Here is a 21,994-nt window from a genome sequence, read left to right on the forward strand (position 1 = left end):
GGACAATGCCGCCTGACAACTCGATCGGCTGCACGCTCAAGCCGCTGACAAGGCGCCGCCAGCCACGCCATGGTCGCCGAGCCCACGGGAACCTTACGGTGGCGGTATGCCGCGCATCGAGCTGACTACGCACGTTCAGGCCGTCCCGGAAGCTGTCTTCGACGCCTGCCTCGATGTTGATATGCACACCGAATCCATGGGAAGTAGTGCCGAGCGGGCGGTCGGCGGCATGACGACCGGCCGGTTGACGGCCGGCGATGCCGTCACGTGGGAGGCCCGGCATCTCGGCCTTCCTTGGCGGATGACGGTTCGGATCGTTGACTACCGGCGGCCGCACGGCTTCGCGGACGAGCAGATCAGCGGCCCATTCGGCCGATGGCGCCACGAGCACAGCTTCACGCCGATCCCGGATGACTCCTCGACAACCCTCATGCGCGACGTCATCGAGTTCACCGCGCCGATGGGACCCGTTGGCGCCCTCGTTGCCAGCCTCATCCTACGGCCCTACCTGCAACGCCTCATCGCACGCCGCAACATCTATCTTGCTGCCGCCCTGGCGGGGCTTCCTCGCTCAGCCACGAGAGGCGCGCAAGATCCGGAACATGGGCCGCATGATCAAGATCGCCGCTGACCCGCTTCCGCCTATTCGCTCCGGGCCTCTCGTTGCCGAAGCAATCCGGGCACCGCGCACCACGCAGCGATTTGATCAATTTTCGGTGCCATTGCGGAGGATGGACGCAAGCCTGCCTTCCGGCTATCTTGCTTCAAGATCAAGGGGGGTCAACGTGGGTGCGTCCGGGTGGAGCTACTACGTCGCATATCAGCCGGATCTCCAAGTCGCGCTGGACGGACTGCGGCGGCAGGTTTTCGAGACCGGCGACTACTGGTGGGCCGTGCCGTATGAGTACGGCAAGTCGGCGGCGGATTTTCCGAATCGGCCGATGACGGAGGCCGAGCTGTGGGCGGACGAATCCGTCCAGGAGTCCGGTACCCACTCGATACTGGATATGTCGCGAATCTTGGCCGACGGTGAAGAGCCTGGCTACGGGACGATTCAGCCGGTGATCGAGGCGGAGGCGATCGAGTACCTGGGTACCCGCAAGCTGACTCGGTCGCACGTGGAGGCGATCGAACCTCTCGCTAACCGAAGCTGGTTCGGCCGGTGTGCGGTTTTGCATGACGCTGACGGCAATCCCAGCGAGATCTACTTCTGGGGTTCCTCTGGTGACTAGGGCTGTCTCGTAGTTGGACGGCGGTCTCGGCCGTCTCCGCATCTCGTCCTCGGCATGACACGCGTGACATCTATCTGATTCGAAGGAAGCTCGGCATGACTGGTCCACGCGAAACGTTCCTCCGACTGGTGAACGGTGTCTGCGACGGTCCGTACGAAGACCTGGCCGACCTATATGGCGAACAAACCCATGTCACGCATCCGTTTCACCCGCTCAATCCGCCACCGCTGCGCGGCCGGAGCGAGCTGCACGAGCATTTCACCGCGGCGCCTCCGGTGGGCCGGACGTTGAACCGTAAGCCGGTCGACGTGAGGATTCATGAAACCGCGGACCCGGAGGTGATTGTCGCCGAGTTTGCCTATCAGGGGCGGGTCGCCGAGACGGGTGAGGCCTTCACGGTGCCGTGCGTCTTCGTGATGCGTATCCGCGATGGACTCATTATCGAGTCCCGGGATTACATCGACCACGTCGCCAGCGCGCGAGCGTGGGGTCAACTCGACAGCCTGTTGACCGCACTCCGGCCGCAGACGAGCAGCACCATCGACGGCGAGCCCCGACCCTGATTCACGCCCCGCCAGCAGCGGTGTGTCGAGGGCGACTGCGTTGGCTGCCGTCCTGGGGCAGGATCGTTGCGTGGTCAGCATCAGCCAGGAATCCCGTGACGAAACCGCGCAGCGGCTGCGACGCGTCATAGCGGCCGCCGAACTGGTCATATTCGACGGCGAGTGGTCGTTTTTCGAGGCGCCGCTCACTCAGCCACCGGCCTTGACGGTTGACCTGCTGACCGTGGTGCGCGACGAGGATCGGTGGTCCTGGCTGGCGTCAGGCGGGGCGACCGACGGTGAACGCTTCACGGTGTTCTCGTTTCACTTCCCGCCGGAACTGGACAACAGCGGGTTCGTCGGGTGGCTGGCCACCGAGTTGAAGCGCCGGCTGGGTACCGGGGTGTTCGTCATCTGTGGTCACAACGGCGACCGCGGTGGCATCTACGACTACTGGGGTTGCCCAACGCAGGTCCGCGCCGAGGTCGTACAGGTCCTGGGTGAGCTGCGAGCCGGCCGGTAGACCACAGCGGCGGTGGCCTCCAGCCGTACATGACCTCGGGACGAGCGGGTCAGATGCCGGTCTGCCGTTCCAGTTGCCGACGAGCATTTCGCCACAGGTGCTCGAATTTTCCGGGGGACACATTTTCCAAGGCGGGATCCAACGTGGCGGCGGGCAGCGGGAACGGGGCCTCCGGCACAACCCCGTACCGCTGTTCGTACGCGCCCACCGCGCCCACTATCCCTGAGTCGCGAGCGATGAGCACCTCTGCGAGCGACGCTGCCGCAACGACGACCCCGTCCGATACGCGCACCTCAACGTGGCGCAGCGCCCACCCATCAGCGTCCAGCTCCTCGTAGTTCCAACGGTCGTCATCCGCCGAGTACCAACGGACGTAGGTGAGCACGCGACCATTAAGCCACCTCCATGGGGCACTTCGGAGGCGCTGGGACACGATGTCACGCGTCGGTTGTGCGGTGGCGGGCGCGCACCAGGTGGTGGAGCGCCACCAGGGGAGCCACGCCCACCGGATACCAGGCCAGGTCGACCGGGTCGAACTGCACACCCAGCGCGAGCCTCGCGGCGAGGCTCCGCGCCGACAGTTCGGCTGGCACCCCGGTCAGCTGTGCGAGCTCCACCACCCAGCAGAAGGCCGTGGCGACGGTCCCGGCGGGCATCGGCGCCATCCGTGGCCACAGGAACAGCACTGCGGCCCAGCCCATCGACGCGTACAGCGCGGTGCCGGAGTACTGCCGCAGCGCCCCGTCGTCGACAGCGCGAATCAGCAGTGCGAGGCCCAGGAACAGCAGCGCGGCCAGGGGCATGAGCCACCGCACCGTACGGGGCTTGATCGACATTCTCGCCACGGTAGCCCTTTGCCGGACCGCGACCTGTACTCCCTCTCGGCTCGATCGAGGGCGCCCACACACGGCCTCGTCCTGAGTGCGCCGGGGCCTGGGATTGATGTGAGGATGGCGAGGTGCTGAGTATCGGCCCGTTGACACACCTCGACCGCGGCGAGTGGGAAGCGTTGACCCGGAGTTTCCACGCGCACTGGGCTGGCCGGCCGGGTCGGCCCGCGACCGAGGTCGACGACGATGGCTACGAACGGACCTGGCAACGCCTGGTGGACGGTGGGCAGATCCGGGGCATCTGCGCACGGCTCGACGGCACGATGGTCGGCATCGCGCATTACCTGTTCCACGCAAGCGTCTGGGGCGCCGGGAGGTGCTATCTGGCCGAACTGTTCGTTACGCCCGAAGTACGACGGCGAGGCATTGCCACCGCAATGATCGAATGGGTGGCGCAGGATGCCGACCAGCACGGATCCCCACGCCTGTACTGGAACACCGAGGTCGATGCCGAGGCCCGAGCTCTGTACGACAAGATCGCGGTCTACCGGGGCTATGTCGTGTACAGCTACTCACCGTCCGCGACTGCCGCCAGCTAAGCCAGGTCAGTACGCCGCCGATCACGTGATGCCGCGCGCCCCCGTGGTCGTTGACGCTTCACCGGACGACGAGCGCTTCGCCCATGCGTAAATCCTCTTCGGCGCGGTCGATGTGCTGACCGTCGTCGAACGCGGTGCTGGCTATCCGGAATCGTGACGGCTCGGCGATCTCCGCACTGGCGAGAGCCCACGGTCCTTCGGGGTCTGCGCCCGGCACCGCGGCGAGGAGGACGACGCCGCCGTGCTGAGGGACGTCGTGGTCGGCGTGGGGCTCGTCGTACCGTGCGTGACGCAGCACGACCGGGCCGGAGCGGATCGTCTCAGGCGGCACCCCGGGGGGTACGTGACGCCACCGTCGAGCAAGCTCCGCGAAGGCGGCCTGCCGGTCGGCGCCCCGACGCGTGCTCGCGGCGAGAATGGCGCTGCCCGCGTCGGCCGCGATGCGGCAGATGTCGAGGATCGGCACGCCGGCGGCCCGATTCGGATAGTGGTGGACGAGCCGAGCGTGGTTCAGCAACATGACGAGCGCTTGGGCGGCGGCCTGTTGCGGTGCTGTGAGGGTCGTCGTCGGTACCGGCTTTCGTCGGTGCGGCCGTGTGTGCGGGGTGACGAGGTCGGCCGCCCGGCCGGCCGTTGACTCGTACCATCGTCGGTCGTCGGGCCAGACGGAAGCCTCGGTCGCCCGCAGGCGACCGGTGCGCCCGATCGTCACCCCCGGCCCGGCGTCGGTGTGGCTCACGGCAATCCCGACCCGGTCCTCGGCGTCGAACCGCAGATCGGTGACCCCGTCGAAGGTGAACCTCAGCGGCGCGGCCGGCCAGGGCTTCTGGGACCCGTCCCGCGAGACGCGTCCGGTAGCGGGGGTGAACCGTCGTGGAGTGGCCAGGGTGAGCTGTACCCGCAGTCCCGCATCCGAAGGTCGGGCCGTGAGTGAGCGCACGCTGCCGGCGGCGAGGTCGTAGTCGCGGGCGAGCGCGTCGACGATTTCCTCGGTCAGCCGGAAGACGCCCGGGAAGACGCGCCCCAGGTAGTCCCGACGGACGGAACGGTCCGGCTGCGCGATGGGGAGCACCCTGTCCAGGCTCGGGTCCAGGTCGACCATCAGCCTGCGTCGGTCGGCACCGAGGTCAGCCATCCACCGTAGGCCGGCGCGCGCTCGTCTGGATCGAAGTGGCCTCGGCGCGCATGCCGCGCCCACCAGAGGTACGGCGTTGTTGTCCCAGATATCGGCGATGCGGCCGATCCGAGCCGCGTCGAAGCCCCGGGCGTCCGTGGCCAGGGCGGTCATCTCGCGGATGGAGCGGTCGAGCAGCCCGGCGAAGGCTTTCAGCGGCGAACTCACGGCCGCGAGTATCGCACCCGCGACCATGGGGCACGGCACAATCCGGTGGCCGAGGTCGCTGCGGATCGGCCGCCCGCGGGGATCAGCCACCCGGGCAGCCGGCCATTATGGCCTGGACGTCTGCCTGGCTGGACGCCCGTGCGAGCGCCCGTGCGTCGTCGATCAGCCCCGGCCAGTGGTCCACCAGGTTCCCGTTCCACTGGGCCGCGCCGATCCTGGTCATGCCGACGGCGTCCCAGCTGGCGCTGACCGCCGTCGCCGTCGACGGCACGCCGTTGACGTAGAGCCGCATCACGTGTGCGGTCGCGTCGTAGACGCCGGCCAGATGGGTCCAGACTCCCGAGCGGGCCGGACCGGTCGAGAACGCGACGACGTCCTCGGGGTTCGCCGAGTCGGCGGTGGGCAGGATGAACCACCACTTGTTGAGCCTCACGTTGTAACCGAGGTAGAAGCTGCTGGCGAGCAGGCCGTCCTGACTCATGGCGGCGAAGTCACCACCCGCGCCGTCGAGGCGGACCCAGGCCGCCACGGTGAAGCTCTGGTCGGTGCGCAGGACCGGACCGGGCGCGGTGGCCCCACCGGTGTGTCCGTCCAACTGGAGCGCGTTGGCGCACCGCCCGGTCGTCCAGCTCGCACCGCCGACGAGAGCGAGTGGGAAACCGTTGCCGGAGTCGTCGGAGGCGTTGACGCCGGTGCCGGCGTTCAGCGACCACCAGGCGCCGGGCCCCAGGATGGTGGCGTCCAACAGGTCCCGAATCTCCTCGGGCGCCGAGGTCCGGTCGATGATGCGGGCCTCGTCGACCGCGCCCGGCAACCAGTTGACCGGCCCACCGCCAGCCATGGCGCGGCCGATGACGGCCGGTCCGGTGGCGGTCCAGGTGCTGGTGTGTGTGACGGTGCCGACGAGTTCGCCGTTGACGTACAGCTTGATCTCGTGTTTGAGGCCGTCGTAGGTGGCAGCCAGGTGGGTCCAGGTCTGCGCCACCGGTGACTGGGTCGACCGGACGACGGTGCTGCCGCCGGGCCGGGTCGGACCGTCCTCCTTGCTCATGGCGAATTCCCAGCGTTGCGAGGTGGCGTCATAGCCCAGGCTGAACCCGCTTGCTGCCTCCCCGTCCTGGCTGACGGCGGTGGCCGGACGATCCAGGCGGTCGAGCTTGACCCAGGCCGCGACGGTGAAGCCGGTGTTGGTTCGGGCGACCGGTCCGGCGGTCCAGGCGGCCGCGCCGGCGGTACCGGGGAACGCCAGGGCGCTGCCCCGTTTGCCGGCCTTGGTGCTCACGCCGGACGCGACGAAGAGGGTGTGCCCGTTGCCGGTGGCGTCCCTGCGGGTGGCACCCGCCGCGATATCGTCCAGATCCCACGTTGCCCGCGCACCGTACGGGACGTCACTGGCCATCCACTCCCGAACCTGGTCGGCGCCGGTGGCGACGCCGACGGCGTGCACCTCGTCGAGGGCGCCCGGCCAGTACACGTCCCGGCCGCCGAGCCGACCCCGACCCAGGGCGAAGGATCCACGGGCGTCCCAGGTGGCTTCGTGCCCGGCCGTGGCCGCCAGTCGGCCGTTGACGTAGAGGGACAGTTGGCGCCGGTCGTGGTCGTACACCCCGGCGAGGTGAAGCCACACGCCGAGTTGCGGGGGCACCCGGTACGCGGCGACGTCGGACGGGACCGTGTCGGCCGCGCTGTCGGCGCGTTTCCTGCCGAAGATCCAACCCACGCCGGCCCGGTAGCCGAGGACGAATCCGCTGTCGACCTGACCGTCCTGGCTGACCGCTACGGCGGTGGCGTCCCGGTCCAGGCGCACCCAGGCGGCGACGCTGAAGCTGGCGTCGGTGTGCACGACCGGGTTCGCCGTGTACGCCTGCGCGGCGACGCCGTCGAGGGTCAGCGCGTCGGTGCCCTGCCTCCGGGTGGTCCAGCCGGTGGCGCCGATCCGGGCGAGGGTGTGCTGGCCGCTGGTGGCGTCGCTGTCGGTGCCGTCCAGCGGCCACCAGGCGGTCGGACCCCACCGGCCGAAGGCGCCAGTGATCTCGGCGACCCGACGGCTGGACGCGGCGTACGGATAGACGTGCAGGTCGTCGAGGAGGCCCTGCCAGCGCGACGGCGTGAATCCGTACCAGTTGCGGTAGCCGACGACGAACGGACCGGCGGCGTCCCAGGTGCTGCGGTGGGGCGCCTGCCCGGCGAGCCGTCCATCGACGTAGATGCGCAGTTCGCCGGCCTCGTGGTCGTAGACGCCGGCGAGGTGGGTCCAGACGGCGACCTGTGCCAGCGCGTTGGACAGCGCGACGTCCTCGGTGCCGGCCTCGGTGTCGCTGGTACGCATGACGAAGGCCCACCGGTTGGTCACGTCGTAGCGCAGCTCCATGCCGGCGAAATTCATCCCGGACTGGCTGACCGCGACCCGCCAGTCGGCGGAAGCGTCGAGCCGGACCCAGGCGGTGACGGTGAAGCTCGTGTTGGTGTGCACGACGGGCCCCGGCGTCTGTCCGCCGGTGCCGTCGGCACCGTCCAGCGCGATGGCGTCGCCGCCGGACTGGCCCTCCCGCCAGGAGTAGCCGCCGCGCAGGGTGATGGGGTTGGCGGTACGGGTGTCGGCCAGGACGCCGGTGTCGGTGCGGTCGACCGGCCAGCCCGCCGCCTCGACGGGCAGGCCGGTCGCGAGCACCGAGAAGTCGGTGTACTGACTCCGGTTGCCGGCCCGGTCCACCCCGTAGACCCGCAGGGTGTCCAGGGTCTTGACCGGGGTGACGGTGATCGTCGCCTGGCCGTCGACGGCGGGCACGGTGGTGGCCGACCTGTCCTTGAGGGCGTAGGCGAGGGCGACGACGTCCGGCATGGCCCGGGCGTCGAGGCGGAACTGTGCGGGCTGGTCGACCTTGAACGTCGTGGGGCAGGCACCGACGCAGACCCGGGTCACGGTCGGCTTGCCGGTCGGTGCGGTGGTGTCCACGACGAACCGGCACCACGGGCTGGCCGGACCGACGTCCACCACCCCTTCGAACTCGTTGTTGTAGGCCGACGCCCGCCACTCGTAGACACGATCCTGTTCGAGCGCGGTCGACACGGGTACGGCCACCTCCTGTCCGGAGGCGTGGGCGTCCGAGTCGGCAGAGGAGATCGAGGACGAGCCGGCCTCGCGCCATTCGAACCGGGTGAAGATCGACTGACCGGCGTCGGCGTCGAAGAGCCGGACCCGGAACTCCGGTCGGGGGGTGTCCACGTAGACCGGGGTGGTGGCCGAGCAGCCGGCGACGCGGGCGGTGCTGACCTGGGTGGGCGCCGCCGGCAGACTGTTGTACCAGACGTCGACGAACGGGTCGTTGTCGAACACCTTGCCGCCGTTCCCACCGCTCGACTCGTCCGACGCGATGGCGAGGGTGACCTGTGGCAGGTGTGCGGCAGCCGCCTCGGTGACCAACGGATGGAGATCGAACTCGACCGTCTCCAGCGTCTCGCAGTCCCCGGAGGGTGTCTTGACGGAACCGAGGTTGCGCAGCAACGCCGGCTTGGCGTCCCAGCTCCCGGTCGCCGCGATTGGTGCGCTGGTCCAGAGGAACACCGGCTCCGGGCTGCACGAGTAGCGCCACTTCTCCTTGAGCGTGAAGATCGCCTTCTTGATCTGCTTGTCGGCCAGGTAGCCGGTGTCCAGTTGGAAGTACGACCGGAACCGGTCCGTCGTCGAGTCCTCCGGATCACGGCCGACCCGGGCGTCGTAGGCGGAGTCCCACCAGCCGTAGTACGAGAGGTCCTGCTCCACCATGAGCCAGTGCTGCCGGTCGGCCGACTGCGGCGGGTCGAGATACACCGGGAAGGTGGTCCGTGGGTCGGTCAGCAGGCGTCGGTCGGGCACGATGGTGAGGGAGTCCCGCTCGACGCGCAGACCCATCCGGGCCCGCCGGTCACCGAGTGCCGGCTCCCGCTCGCGGGACACCACCGGTTCGGCCCGCCCGGCCCGCCCGGACACCCCGGTCGTGGCGGCTCGCCGCCGGGCACCGGAGGAGTCCCACATCCAGGCGGTTCCGAAGGTGACCGCGGGCGTACCGTCGGCGGTCACCGCCACGGCCGTGCCGGCCGGATCGGTGCGGACGGTGAGGCCGGCGGTCCGCAGCCCGAACCGGATCCGCGCCAACTCCGGTCGCCGGGCCGCCTCCGCCGTACGGACCACGAGTACCTCGGAGAAGCCGGCGGCGGTGGCGTGCATCAGCAGGTCCACGCCGGGGATGACGTCCGGGTAGCGGGCGGTGTCGGCGGTGAGCACCGGAGGGGGCAGCGGCTGGGGCCAGCTCAGCGCCAACTCCGCCCCGGTGGCGGTGCGCAGCACGGCGAGGTCCCCGGTACCCCCGCCGGACAGGGTCAGGTCGACGGTGGTGGCCCGGGGCGCCACCCGTCCGTCGGGCCGCCGGCCCAGGGTGGTGTCGATCGGCACCCACCCCGCTCCGGTGCGGGCGCGCACCGGGCGGGCGTGGATGCGGGCCGAGTAGGTGCCGTCGGGGTGGGCGAAGACCTCCCGGTTCGCCGATCCCGACGCCGTGTCCTCGACCGGCCGCCCGGTCTGCCGGGCCCGGGCCATGGCCGAGAGGTCCTGCCCGACACCGGGCGGCTCCGGTGGCCGGGACCGCGTCGTGGTCGAACCCGACGGTCCCACCAGCAGCGCCGCCCCCATCAGGGCCGCAGCCGCGGCGTACGCCAGTCGTCCCATCGTGTTCTCCCGTTCTGCGGTTCCCGGTCGGAGCGTGCGGGGTGGTCAGCCGAGGTAGTAGACGCCGCCGCTCGACGGCCAGCCACCGGCGGAGCGCCCCGTGCCTCCGACCGTGCCGCCGCCCGTGCCACCGTGCAGGAAACGCTGTATGTCGATGCTGTTGCGCGGCGGGCCACCGTCCGGTTCGTCGTCGTAGATCTCGGTCCGTACGTTCTCGTAGGGCCGTGGGCTGAGGCAGTCGTTCCAGCCCACGCAGTCGCGCTCCTGCCACTGGTAGACCACCCGGGGCGCCGGGTCCGGCCGTTGAGCGCAGGCGATCGCCGGCGCCGGATCACCGCTGTCGCAGGCGCTCCACCGGCTCTCCCGGATGTCCCGGCCGTAGTTGCGGGGATAGACCTCGAAGATCGGCAGGTCGATCACCCACGAGTCGGACTCCCGCACCGGTGCGGGCCCGTTGATCACCCCGGTGACGGAGCAGGTGCCGCCATGGCACTGTGGCCTCGGTACGGGCTTGCCGGTGCTCGACTGCGATGCCACCCGGACCGGGTCAGCGACGCCCAGTCGCTTGAACAGGCTGTCGTACGGTTCCGGGATCCGGACCCGGCGACCGTCCGGGTCGGTGAAGGTGGTCGGATTGTTGTTCGCGTACGCGTACCCGTTGACCTGCTGTGAGTCCTGGTGGTCGACCACCGGGTCGGCGGCGTCGAACCGACCGGTCCCGGGGTCGTAGTCGCGTGCGCCGAGGTGGGTCAGGCCGGTGAGCGGGTCGACGCCGCCGTCGAGGAAGCCCCGGCCGCCCGGCCAGTTCACCGGGCCACCGCGCGGGTCGCCGAACGGCAGCGTGTGACGGCGGGTCACCTGCTGCGTCGCCGCGTCGACCGCGAGTACGGCGGTGCCGCGCTGATCCGGTATCAGCCGCGTGACGCCGCCCTTGACCCGCAGCGCGATGGTCTCCCCGTCGTGCCGGTAGTACCGGTTCCCGGTCGTCGCCGCGCCGGAGCGGCGCAACTCGGTGTCGCCGAGATAGAGGGTGCTACCGCCCGCATCCCGGCGGATCAGCCGGTTGCCGTCCGCGTCGTAGATGTACGAGGTGGTCTGCCCGTTCGTGGTCACCGACGCGACGCGACCCTCCACGTCCCAGGTCAGCGACTGACCGGGCCGGCCGGTGGCGTTGCCGGCGGCGTCGTAGCCGTACCCGTCGGAGCGGTTGCCCGTCGGGCCGGTCGTATCGACGGTCCGTAGGGTGTGCGGCTGCGCCCCAGCCGGCGCGGGGTAGGTGTAGGTGCGGGTGACGTCGCCCGCCGCGGCGTGCCGCACGTCCCTGGTCCGGTTGCCGGTCGGGTCGTAGGCGTAGGACTGCCAGTAGGGCGCCGGGCCGGCCAGGTCACCGGTCGCCGGGTCGGCGGTGCAGTCGCCGGAACCCGCCCACGCCTCGGTCAACCGGCGCAACCGGTCGTAGCGGAAGCACTGGTCATCGCCGGTGGCCAGATCCGCTGCCCGGGTCAGGTCGCCCGCCGGGTCGTACTCGTGCACCGTGGCGGCCAGCAGGTCCTCGCCCAGCACCACAGTGGACTGGGTGAGGGCCCGGGTGCCGTCCTGGTAGCCGAAGCCGCGCACCACCTGCTGACCCGCCGGGCCGAGCGTCGACTCCTCGGGCTCGCCGAGGTTGGTGTAGCTGGTGCCGGCCACGTAGCTGTCCAGCGGCGAGGTCAGACTCGTCGGGAAGCCCAGGTTGTCGTAGCCCTGGCGCAGGGTCTCAGCCGGCAGGTCCCCGGCGGCCGGCAACCCGGTGGAGGTGACCTGGTCGCCCTCGTTGTAGGTGTAGGTGGTGGGGTAGGTGCCGGCCAGCCCGGTCTCCGTGGCGGGGATCACCACCGCGGTCGCGGTCCGTCGGCCCCGCAGGTCGTACTCGACAACCCGGGTTTCGTACCGCTGACCGGCCACGTAGCGGACCGCCGAGGCCGGCAGTCCCTTGCCGAGCGTCGCGGTGTCGTACGTCCACTCGGCCAGTTGGGGGCCGTCGGTCGAACCGGTGTACGCGCCGGTGCGGCGACCCAACGGGTCGTAGCGGTACGCCACCGTCTGGCCCCGACCGTCGCGGACGCTGGTCACCTGACCCCGCGCGTCGTAACCGGTGAGCGTCGTACCGGTGTCCGGGGCTTCCTCGCGCACCCGCCGGCCGCTCAGGTCGTAGCCGTAGCGCCACACGTTGCCGGCCGGGTCGGTGACCGTCGCCAGTTGGCCGCCCTTGGCGTACTGGTAGAGGGTCTCGTCGAAACCGCCGGTCGGGGTCGGTCCGGCGTACTGCCGCAGTGCCGACCGCCGGCCGTGGGCGTCGAGGACCTCGGTGGTGGCGGTACCACCGGCCGGCGGTGTGGTGGAGATCCGGTCTCCGCCGTACGCCGTCGTGGTGCGCCACCGGTCCGGGTCCTCGCCGAGGACCTGGAGCGCTGTGGAGGTCGGCCGGTCCGCGCCGTCGTAGCCGTACACCGTCTGCGCCGTCACCAGTTGCGGATCGGGTGCCAGCGCTCCGTTGACGGGGCCGGGGTCGTGCCGGGGTCCGACGACCACGGCGACCCGACCGTGCGGGTCGTACTGGGTGTCGGTGACGATCCGCCCGCCCCGGGGCGAGTCCCGCTGCGTCTGGCGTTGCCGCAGGAGCCCGTCGAAGATCTCGTAGCTGTTCTGGTAGCTCGACCCGCCGAGCAGGGTACGGGTCAGCACGGCGCTCGGCCCGTCGCTGCGCACCGTGTAGCTGAACTCGACGTTCGCCGGCGCGCTCAGCGACCGTCCCGGCCGCCACACCCGTGTGATCCGGCCCAGGGGGTCGTACGCCCGGGTGGTGGTGCCCCCGTTGGTGTCGGTCGTGCTGGCCTGCACACCGCGCAGCGGCTCGTACTCCGTCGTGGTCGTGAAGCCGAGGGCGTCGGTGACCACCGTACGGGTCAACGGTCCGCCTTCGGACGGGGTGTACGTCGTGCGGGTGGGTTCGTCGAGCGCGTCGTACACCAGCTTGGGCCGGCCATGCTGGTCGAGCGTGCGCCGGCTGGTGGTGACGTACGTGGGACCCCCGGTCCCGGTCTGCGCCTCCTCGACCCGGGTGACGTCACCCGCGGTCGGTGGGGCGCCCCACGTCGTGTTGCCGTCGTGGTAGTAGCGCTTCTCGGCGACCAGGTCGGTCGGGTACGCCCCGGCCGCGTCGCAGGCCACGCCGAGGGTCAGCTCCCGCTTGACCGCGCTGACGACCCAGTCGGTGGTGTTCTCGGCGTACTCGACCCGGGAGCAGGTGTCGTCACCCGGCTCCGCCACGTCACCCCGGTCGTGCGTCTCGATTAGGCGGCCCCGGGCGTCGTACGTGTAGGCCCGCTCGGTGGTTCGGACACCGCCGCCGGCCAGTGCCGTCTCGACGCGTTCCCATTCCAGGTCGGTCAGGTGGGCCTCCAGCGTTCCGCCGGTCCCGCCGACGCGGGGACGCTGGGCGGTGATCCCGAGGTCGCGGGGCTCGGCGACGGTACGGCTGACGAGCGCACCACCGTCGCCATCGAAGACGGTGACGGACCGGTTGAAGCCCCGCCACATCGGTAGGTCCGGCTCACCATCGACACCCACCTGATCGGGCTGGCCGGTGCGGTTGACGTCCCCGTCCATGCCCCGCATGAACAGGTGCTCGGTCAGCGTGCGCCGACCGCCCGCCGCGCCGGTGCGGACCTTCACCCGCTGGTAGCCGCGCCACTGTCCCCAGCTCTTGCGTCCGGCCGGCACCAGTTCGGCGTCGTCGTGATGCCAGCCGGACCCGCCGAACACGTACTCGTAGGAGGTGGTCTTCGGTGGGTTGCCGCCGACCAGGTCGGACTCGGTCACCTGACTCACGACGTACTTGTGGAACCAGTCCTCGGTCGGCGTGGTCCCCCAGATCGCCGGGAAGCACCGCTTCTCATTGCTGTCGACGGCGGGCACGGTCCCGGCCCGACACTCGGTCGGCTGGTACGCGACCTGGATCAGCCCGCCGGTCTCGGTGTAGATGGAACTGATCCGCCGCTTGTACATGGCCGGTCGGGTGTCGGCCCGGTCCACCCGGTTCTCCGCCGGCTGCCCGTCGAAGGTCACCGCCGGCAGGGTGGCGGTCCCGCCGACCAGGCCCGCCCGGGTGATCGAGTCGAGCCACAGCGCCGCCGGCTGCCGGTCCGCGGGCACCGGGTACGACTGGCCGAAGGTCCAGGAGTCCACGTCCCGGGCCGCGCCACCGGTGACCACCTGAGTCGTGATCTTCGAGAGTCGCCTGGTGGACCAGAACGTCGGTGACAGCACCAGGCACCCGGTCGTGTCGCACCACTGGTCCCACGGCGTGTCCGGCCAATTCTGCGGCTGGGAACGGACGCAACTGGTGCCCGGAACGCACCGGTCGGCCGGAGTGAACACCACCCGGGCCGCGGGCTGCGCGGTGTAGACGGAACCAATCCGCTGCCCGTAGTCGATCCGGGTCGGTTGCCCGCCCCGCACGTACGGGGTGGGCAGGTCCGTCCGCCCCGCGCGGCCGTAGTGGTTGGTCTCCGGGGCGTACCAGTACGACATCACGTCGTTGTGGCGGTCCACGACGAAGTCCAGGTTCCACCGGTACGCCTGCTGGCACCAGGACGCCTCGAAGGTGGCGCCGTGACAGGGCTCGCCGGTGCCGTTGCCAAAGACGGGGACGGTCCAGGTGGACCCGGTGGTCGGGCTGCTCGCGCTGCCCTCTGGAAGCCGCTCCCGACCGAAGTAGTACAGGGTGCCCTCGGGTGAGGCCAGCCGCCAGTACTCGCCGTCGCGGGCGCCGTTCGGCGCTCCGCCGAGTCGGTCGACCCGCCAGCCGTCGTCCTGCTCAGCCCGCCACAGATCTTTGCCCGCGTCGTAGACCAGCTCACTGGTGAGGCCCGGCAGCACCACCGTGGCGTTGTCCGTCGCCCAGCACAGGTCGCCGCTGGTCGTGGGCCCGCCGTCGTCGCCGCACCGGACGTACGACCGCTCGATGAAGCCGGGCTGGTAGTCGAACCCCTCACCGAGCCAGGACGGCTGGTTGTTGGTGGACGCGACCCGCCCGTCGACCGAACCCGACGAGTAACGCAACGCGATTTCCGGCGTCGGGCCGGGCACGTTCGGCGTGCTCACTGGATAGGACCAGCTGAAGTCGCCGCTCTGCAGGCCTACCTGCCAGGTGGCGGACGGGGCCAGCGAGGTGGGGCGGAAACTGCCGGCGCTGCCTTCGGGGGCGGCGGTCACGGCGTAGAGTCCGTCGCCGACCTCGGCGCGCAGCAGGCCGCTGTCGACCTCGTTGCGGCTCGGCACCGCCGTGCCGGTCCGGCACCCCTTCGCGGCCGGGGTCGTCAAGGCGCAGTCGGGCAGCCGGACCAGCCCGAGGCGGCTGGCGTAGTCACCGCCGTACGCCTGCCGAAAGCCCGAGTAGTCGACCTCGACCGTGGTCTGCCGGGCCACCTTGTCGGTGTGGCCGATCCGCAGCACCATCCCCCGCGCGCCGACCCGGGCGGTGGTGGCGCGGTCGAAGACCTCCACCCGCGCCGTGCCCGGGTCGGTGGCCGCCCCGGCGACCACCGTCGACGCGCCCACCTTCACCGGCAGCGCGCCGGCCCGCACCAACGCCGACGCGTCGTCGCGCGCCAGCCCGCCGACCTCACGCGGCACCGGCACCTCGGCGATGCCGGCTGCAGGCCAGACCACCTCGGGTGCCTTACGCAGGGCGACCTTCGCCTCCGGGTCCGCCCCGCGCGGCTGGGCCAGCACCCGCTGCGCCGGCTTCCCCGACCAACCCTTGCCCTCCGCCGACCCAGCGGCCGGAGCAGCCAGCCCTGGCGGCGCCGAGGCCACCACCGTCGCGACAACCACCGCCACAACCAACAACCAACAATTTCGTACGCGCACCAGGACCTCCCGGGACATCTGGTCGTCATTCGAATAGGAACGCGATGCCGATCAGCTGCAGGCGGCCCCACCGGTTCCGGCGCAGCCGATCCCAGCGAGAATTCCCAGTCCGATTCCCAGCAATGAGATGACGACCGTCTTTATCACGCCCTCGTCCGGTCGAACACGTGGCGGCTCGAACTTGGTCTGGGGTGTTGCCGTCGGCGCAGGTGTCGGCGATGCCTTGGGTTTGGCCGTTCGCGAATTATTGGAGTTTCCGTAATTGCGGGAGCCCGTGTTTTTCTGATGTTCCTTGATCTTTTTCGCTAGGTCGAAGTTCCGGTCTTTCCGCGCCTGCTTGTACATCTCATCCAGCTCCGCAGCATTCTTGCCTTGGAGGAAGGAGTGTTTACCGTCGCGTTTTCCACGTTGGCCCCCGGTGAGACACGCACAAGGGCGACCGTCGTCGGATTTCTCCTTCTTCTTAGCCGTCTTCGGCTTGACCTTGCCGCGCTTGTCGCGATCGTCGAGTTGCTTGTCCTTGGCCAGCAGTCGGTCCCGCGCCGACTTCGGCCCGGCCGCCGGCCGGCGCACGGCCTTGGCCTTGGGCTTCGGCTTGGGCTTGGGCTTCTTGACGTACTTCTTGCCGTTGTAGCGGTGCGTCTTGTTGAACTGGGTGCAGCCCTTACCGGTGCCGCAGTCGGGACGCAGCCCATCCGGGTCGGAGTAGGTGACCGGGCTGTTGTTCGCGTACGCGTAGCCCTGCATCTGCTGCGGGTCGGACTCGTCGATCACCGGATCGACGGAGAGGAACCGGCCGGTCTCCTGGTCGTACTCGCGGGCGCCGATCCGCACCAGGCCGACCCCGGCGTCCACGGTGCCGCCGACGAAGCCCCGCTGACCGGGCCAGGTGCTCGCCGCGGCGCCACGGCTCCCGCCGTACGGCAGGCTGTAGCGCCGGGTCGGGGTCAGGGTGACCGCGTCCACCGCCACCCCGGCGGTGCCGTTGTGGTCGTCCACCAACCAGCTGAGCCGGTTGTCCGCGGTCCGTACGGCGATCACGTCGCCGTCCTGGCCGTAGTAGCGGGTGCCGAGGGCGCCGCCACCGGCCGCCGGGCGGAACAGCTCGGCGTTGCCCAGGAAGTACGTGGTGCCGGTGGCGTCGCGGCGCAGCACCCGGTTGCCGTCGGCGTCGTACCCGAAGGAGGTTGTCCGGCCGCCCTCGGTGATCGCCGTCAGGTTGCCCTCGGTGTCCCAGGTCAGGGTCTGGTCCTTGCCGGCCACCGCCCGGGTGGTGGTGTTGCCGTCCGGGTCGTAGCCGAAGGTGTCGGTCCGGTTGCCGGCCGGCCCGGTGGTGATGACCGACCGCAGGGTGTGCGGCTGGGCGGTGCCGGCGGCCGGATAGTCGTACGTCCGACGGGTGTCGCCGGCGGCGTCGTGCCGGACCTCCTCGGTGCGGTTGCCGACCTTGTCGAACCGGTACGACTGCCAGTAGGCGGCCGGCCCGCCGAGGACGGACAGGCTGGGATTGGCGGCGCACTCGTCGGTGGCGGTCCACGCCTCGGTGAGCCGGCGCAGGTAGTCGGTGCGGAAGCACTGGGTGTCGCCGACCGCGGCATCGGCGATGGAGGTGACGTTGCCGGCGTCGTCGTAGCGGTAGCTGACGTCGCTGACCATGGTGGCGTCCTCGGTGCCCACGCCGATTGCCTGCGCGGTGCTCAGCCGGCGGCTGCCGGTCTCGTAGCCGAAGGTCCGCAGCAGCACCGCCTCCGGGCCGCCGAGCTGGTACGACTCGACGTCACCCAGCGGGTCGTACGCGGTGTCGTTGACGTAGGTGACGCTGCCGCCGGACGCGGTCCGCGAGGTCATCGTGGCCGGCAGACCGAGGGAGTTGTAGGTGTAGGTGACCGTCTCGCCACCGAGGCTGCCGACGGCCGGCAGGCTGGCGGAGGTGACCGCCCCCGCCGCGTTGTAACTGAACGTGCTGGCGTACCGCTCGGTCTGCCCGGCCGTGGCGGCCGGGACCGTGACGGCGGTTCCGGTCGGCCGACCCGCCGGGTCGTAGCCCAGGGTCTCCGACCGGTACGTGTCGCCGCCCGCGTACCGGGTGGCCGCGGTGGGCAACCCGATACCGCCGGGCAGCGTGTCGTAGGTCCAGTCGGCCAGCTTCGTGCCGTCCGGGGAACCGTCGTACCGGCCGGTGGGGCGGCCGAGCGGGTCGTAGGTGCTGGCGACGGTGTGCCCGCGGGCGTCGGTGGCGCTGGTCAGCTGGTCCTCGTCGTCGAAGCGGGAGGTCGAGGTACCGGTATCCGGGTCCTCGGTGTGGATCCGGCGGCCGCGCAGGTCGTAGGAGTAACGCCAGACGTTGCCGGCCGGGTCGGTGACGGTGGCCAGCTCACCGCCCCTGGTGTACGTGTACCGGGTCTCGTCGTAGGCGCCGGTGGGTGACCCGCCGGTGTACTGCCGCAGGGCGGTGACCCGGTCGTCGGCGTCGACGACCGTCGTCGTGGCGGTGCCGCCGTCGGGCGGGTCCACCGACGTCCAGTTGCCGCCGTACGCGGTGCCGGTGCGCCACTGCTCGACGCCGTGGGACAGGAAGATCTCCACCGTCTCCCGGTCCGCTCCGTCGTAGCCGTACCGGGTCTCACCGGGCACGCTGCCGGTCGGCCGGAACAGTTCCGGGACCGGGTCGCGACTGGCCTCCCAGTAGTCGTCGTAGGTGCGGTCGACACGGCCGTGGCCGTCGTGGAACGTGTCGGTGATGATCCGGCCGCCGGCGGGGGAGGCCGTCTGGGTCTGCCGGGGACGCAGGAAGCCGTCGTAGAGGGTGTACGCGGATCGGTAACCGCCGCCGGCGTCCCCGGTCAGGGTCTCGGCGCGGGTGGCGCTGGTCCCGTCGGCGCGGACGACGTACTCGAAGCGACTGTTGGGGCTCTGGGTGTCCTTGGCCCGGCCGGGCAGCCACACCTGGCGCAACCGGCCCAGGGCGTCGTACGTCAGGTCGGTCCGTCGCCCGTTGGCATCCACGGTGCTGACCGGGCTACCCAGCAGCGGGTCCAGGGTGCTCGTGGTGGTGTGGCCCAGGGCGTTGGTGGTGCTGACCTGGGTGGTCGGCCCGCCCAGTGCCGGCGTGTACGCGGTCTTGCTGCGGCGGCCCAACGCGTCGACCACGGCGGTGGGCCGGCCGTGCCCGTCGACCTCGGTCGAGCCGGCGGTGACGTAGACCGGGCCGCCGGACCAGGAGCCGGCCTCCTCGCTGCGGGTCTCGTCGCCAGCGGTCGGCGGCGCACCCCAGCCCAACTGGCCGTCGTAGTAGCCGCGTTCGTCGGAGATGAGATCGTCCGGGTACGCCGGGGTGGTGGAGCAGCCCACGGCCACCGTCTCGGTCCGGGACACCGTGTCGGTGATCCACGCCTTCAGGTTGCGGGTGTACCAGGTACGGGTGCAGGTGTCGTCGCCCGGATCGGCCAGGTCGCCCTTGTCCTCGACCCGGGTCATCCCGGCGTAGTCGGGGTCGTAGCCGTAGTTGGTCTCGGTGGTACGGGTCGAGCCGTCACTGAGCGCGGTGAGGATCCGCTCGGTGGTGCCGGTCACCAGGTACGCGGTGAGCGGTTGCATCCCCGTACGCTCCCGGGTGGCCGTGGCCCGTACGCCGGTCAGCGCGGAGACCCTGCGCTGCAACCAGGGACCACCGTCGCCGTCGTACGTGGTGACCACCCGGTTCAAGCCACTCCACTGCGGATCGTCGGGCACACCGTCCACCTGGACGCCCTGGTCCGGCGGACCGGACTTGTTGACGTCGCCGTTCATGCCGCGCATGAAGACGTATTCGGTCAGGGAACGTTGACCACCGGTGGCCCCGGTGCGTACCCGCACGGTGCGGTAACCGCGCCACTGCCCCCAGGTCTTGCGGCCGGTCGGGACCAGTTCGGCGTCGTCGTGGTGCCAGGCGTGCCCGCCGATGTCGTACTCGTAAGAGGTGATCTCCGGCGGGTTGCCACCCACCAGGTCCTCCTCGGTCACCTGGCTGACGGCATACTTGTGGAACCACTCCAGCCGGGTGGCGGACCCGATGCCCCAGTACACCGGGAAACAGCGCCGGTTGTTGTCGTCCTCGGCCGGCAGGCCCCCGGGCCGGCACTGCACCGGCGCGTACGCCACCGAGATCTGGCCACCTGTCTCGGTGTGCACGGCGCTGATCCGGCGTTTGTACAGCGCCTGCACGGTGTCAGCGGTGTCCACCCGGTTCGGCCAGGTCTGCCCGTCGAAGGTGACCGGCGGCAGCGTGGTGGTGCCACCGACGTGACCGGACTGCCGGATCGCGTCCAGCCACAGCGGCGGGCTGGTCTGGTCCTGTGGCCGGGGGTACGACTGGGTGAGCTGCCAGGAGCTGACGTCGCGGTAGGCGCCGGCGGTGTACACCTGCGTGGTGACCCGGTCGAGGCGTTTGGTGGACCAGAACGTGGGGGCGAAGACCTGGCACGTCCCGGTCGACGTGCAGGCCTGGTCGAGTGGGGTGTCCGGCCAGTTCTGCGGCTGGGAGGTGACGCAGCTGCTCCCCGGGATGCAACGGTCGGCCGGGGCGAACACCACGCGGGCGGCGGCCGGCACGGTGAACAGGGTGTCCGCGCGCTGGCCGTACTCGATGCGGTCGAGCTGGCCGCCCCGGACGTAGGGGGTCGGCGCGGTGGCGGTGGCGTTGCGGCCGTAGTGGTTGGTCTCGGGGCGGTAGTAGTAGGACATGGCGTCGCCGTGCGGGTCGACGACGTAGTCGAGGTTCCAGCGGTACGCCTGCTGACACCAGGCGTCAGCGGGGGTGCCCCGGTAGCACCAGGCCCCGGGCTCCTTGCCGAAGACCGGCACCGTCCAGGTCGAGTTCGTCTCGGCCCGGCCGGCGGCCCAACCCGGTAGCCGGTTGAGGCCGAAGTAGTACTGGGTGCCGTCGGGTGCGGTGAGTCGCCAGTGTTCGCCCTTGTCGCCGTCGCGGCTGTCGGTCCTGTCGTCGCCGTCGTCGCCGTTGACGGCGCCGGTCAACCGCTCCACCCGCCAGCCGTCGTCGTCGGCCATCCGCCAGGTGCGGCTGGTGTCGTCCAGGACCAGCTCGCCGGCCGCGCCGGGCAGCGACACGATCGCGTTGTCACTGCCCCAGCAGAGGTCTCCCACCGGCGAGGCGGGCTCGGTCGAGCAGGGCTTGTAGGAGCGCTCGATGAAGCCGGACTGAAGTTCGAAGCCCTCGCCCACCCAGGACGGCTGGTTGTTGTTGGCGGCCACCCGCCCGTCGATAGAACCGGACGAGTAGTTCAAGGCTAGGTCGGGCTCGACGCCGGGGACCTCCGGCGTGTCGATCGGGTACGACCAGGTGAAGTCTCCGGACTGGAGGCCGACCTCCCAGGTGGCTGTCGGTGAGAGCGAGGTGGCCTGGTAGCTGCCGGCGCCGCCGGACGGCCCGGCGGTGAGCGCGTACAAGCCGTCGGGCACCCGGGCCTCGACCCGACCGGTGGCCGGCTGATTGCGACTGGAAACCGCCGTGCCGGTGCGGCAACCGGGGGCGGCCGGCGTGGTGGCCGCGCACTCGGGCATCCGGACCAGCCGCAGCCGGGAGCCGTAGTCACCGCCGTAGGCGGTACGAAAGCCGGAGTAGTCGATGCTCACCTGCGTCCGGGCCGTGTCGTCCCGGCGGGAGAGTCGGATGAGCAGGCCGGTCAACCCGGCCGCTCGGACGGCGTCCTGGCCGAGAAGCTCGACGCGCACCGTGCCGGCCCCGGTGGGCGATCCGACCCACAGAGGTAGCGCACCGGCCCGGGCGAGGGAGATCTCCGGCTCGCTCGACATCGGCCGGACGGCGGCGGCGACGGGTACGTCCACGGCGGCGGCGGACGGCCACTCAGCGCGGGCCGCCTTACGCAGCGCGGCCTGCTCCTCCAGGTCGACAGCACGCGGGCGGGCCGGTGCCGACGTCCCCTTGACCGGCGCGACCGGGTTCTTGGCAGCGGGGGAGCGGGGGCGGCCGGCGGCGGGCCCGGCCTGTGCGGGCGCCGCCCCGGCCAAACTGATGACCAGCGCCAGGACGAGAGCGCCGGCCAGCGAGCCACGACCGGCGCGTATCCAGCCGATCCGACGGGTACCTGGTATGGGCATCCTGTTCCCCCCGCGTGAAGTGGTGACTGCGAACAAGCCGGTTGCCCCGCACGCGCCGGATCGGCCATCCGACTAGGACACTGGGCGTCGGACGTCGCCGTGGGCAACGGATCCGGCGCGTTCGGGACAGTCCCGAACGGGCCCGCACGGCGAGCGTCAGATGACTAGGATCGTTAACCTCGATCGAGTCC

At 70.8% G+C, this 21,994-nt stretch carries 11 protein-coding genes; 5 read left to right on the top strand and 6 right to left on the bottom strand.

From position 1 onward, the window contains the following. The first annotated feature begins 106 nt into the window (after positions 1-106). From AB0B55_RS09450 to AB0B55_RS09465, 4 genes are all read left to right on the top strand, one after another. Positions 107-631: an SRPBCC family protein gene (locus AB0B55_RS09450; RefSeq protein ID WP_357123230.1), complete on the top strand. Its 525-nt coding sequence runs from the start codon at positions 107-109 to the stop codon at positions 629-631. Then, the gene (locus tag AB0B55_RS09455; protein WP_357171411.1) at positions 612-1,232 is read left to right on the top strand and encodes a hypothetical protein; all 621 of its coding nucleotides are present in this window, start codon (positions 612-614) and stop codon (positions 1,230-1,232) included. The genes AB0B55_RS09450 and AB0B55_RS09455 overlap by 20 nt, the downstream gene beginning before the upstream one ends. Positions 1,233-1,327: 95 nt before the next feature. Then, positions 1,328-1,795, top strand: coding sequence for a nuclear transport factor 2 family protein (locus AB0B55_RS09460; RefSeq protein WP_357171413.1), 468 nt, complete (start codon positions 1,328-1,330; stop codon positions 1,793-1,795). A gap of 70 nt (positions 1,796-1,865) precedes the next feature. Then, a complete protein-coding gene (locus tag AB0B55_RS09465; RefSeq protein WP_357171415.1) occupies positions 1,866-2,297 on the top strand; it encodes a DUF6196 family protein in 432 nt (143 codons plus the stop codon). A 49-nt stretch (positions 2,298-2,346) separates the two neighbouring features. On the opposite strand, the gene AB0B55_RS09470 is transcribed toward AB0B55_RS09465, so the two are convergent. After that, complete coding sequence (locus AB0B55_RS09470; protein ID WP_357123243.1) at positions 2,347-2,682, bottom strand: hypothetical protein; 336 nt, start codon at positions 2,680-2,682, stop codon at positions 2,347-2,349. Between the two features lie 52 nt (positions 2,683-2,734). Next, on the bottom strand, positions 2,735-3,133 hold the full coding sequence (locus tag AB0B55_RS09475) for a DUF2809 domain-containing protein (protein WP_357171417.1): 399 nt from the start codon (positions 3,131-3,133) through the stop codon (positions 2,735-2,737). A gap of 122 nt (positions 3,134-3,255) precedes the next feature. On the opposite strand from AB0B55_RS09475, the gene AB0B55_RS09480 reads away from it, so the two are divergent. Beyond that, on the top strand, positions 3,256-3,726 hold the full coding sequence (locus tag AB0B55_RS09480) for a GNAT family N-acetyltransferase (protein WP_357123250.1): 471 nt from the start codon (positions 3,256-3,258) through the stop codon (positions 3,724-3,726). 58 nt (positions 3,727-3,784) lie between these two features. Here AB0B55_RS09480 and AB0B55_RS09485 read toward each other — a convergent pair whose 3' ends face one another. From AB0B55_RS09485 to AB0B55_RS09500, 4 genes are all read right to left on the bottom strand, one after another. After that, positions 3,785-5,068 (bottom strand): hypothetical protein, encoded by a 1,284-nt coding sequence (locus tag AB0B55_RS09485; RefSeq protein ID WP_357171419.1) that lies wholly within the window; start codon positions 5,066-5,068, stop codon positions 3,785-3,787. A gap of 82 nt (positions 5,069-5,150) precedes the next feature. After that, a complete protein-coding gene (locus tag AB0B55_RS09490) occupies positions 5,151-9,773 on the bottom strand; it encodes a LamG domain-containing protein (RefSeq protein ID WP_357171421.1) in 4,623 nt (1,540 codons plus the stop codon). Positions 9,774-9,818: 45 nt separating this feature from the next. Next, positions 9,819-15,704: an RHS repeat-associated core domain-containing protein gene (locus tag AB0B55_RS09495; protein WP_357171423.1), complete on the bottom strand. Its 5,886-nt coding sequence runs from the start codon at positions 15,702-15,704 to the stop codon at positions 9,819-9,821. A gap of 33 nt (positions 15,705-15,737) precedes the next feature. Beyond that, positions 15,738-21,803, bottom strand: coding sequence for an RHS repeat-associated core domain-containing protein (locus AB0B55_RS09500; protein ID WP_357171425.1), 6,066 nt, complete (start codon positions 21,801-21,803; stop codon positions 15,738-15,740). Between the last annotated feature and the right edge of the window lie 191 nt (positions 21,804-21,994).

The sequence above is a fragment of the Micromonospora sp. NPDC049107 genome (genome assembly GCF_040648595.1).
Lineage (GTDB): Bacteria > Actinomycetota > Actinomycetes > Mycobacteriales > Micromonosporaceae > Micromonospora.

Coding starts and splice junctions, on each gene's coding strand:
- AB0B55_RS09490 (WP_357171421.1), bottom strand. CDS start 9,773: ATGGGACGACTGGCGTACGCCGCGGCTGCGGCCCTGATGGGGGCGGCG.
- AB0B55_RS09455 (WP_357171411.1), top strand. CDS start 612: ATGATCAAGATCGCCGCTGACCCGCTTCCGCCTATTCGCTCCGGGCCT.
- AB0B55_RS09460 (WP_357171413.1), top strand. CDS start 1,328: ATGACTGGTCCACGCGAAACGTTCCTCCGACTGGTGAACGGTGTCTGC.
- AB0B55_RS09500 (WP_357171425.1), bottom strand. CDS start 21,803: ATGCCCATACCAGGTACCCGTCGGATCGGCTGGATACGCGCCGGTCGT.
- AB0B55_RS09495 (WP_357171423.1), bottom strand. CDS start 15,704: ATGTCCCGGGAGGTCCTGGTGCGCGTACGAAATTGTTGGTTGTTGGTT.
- AB0B55_RS09475 (WP_357171417.1), bottom strand. CDS start 3,133: ATGTCGATCAAGCCCCGTACGGTGCGGTGGCTCATGCCCCTGGCCGCG.
- AB0B55_RS09450 (WP_357123230.1), top strand. CDS start 107: ATGCCGCGCATCGAGCTGACTACGCACGTTCAGGCCGTCCCGGAAGCT.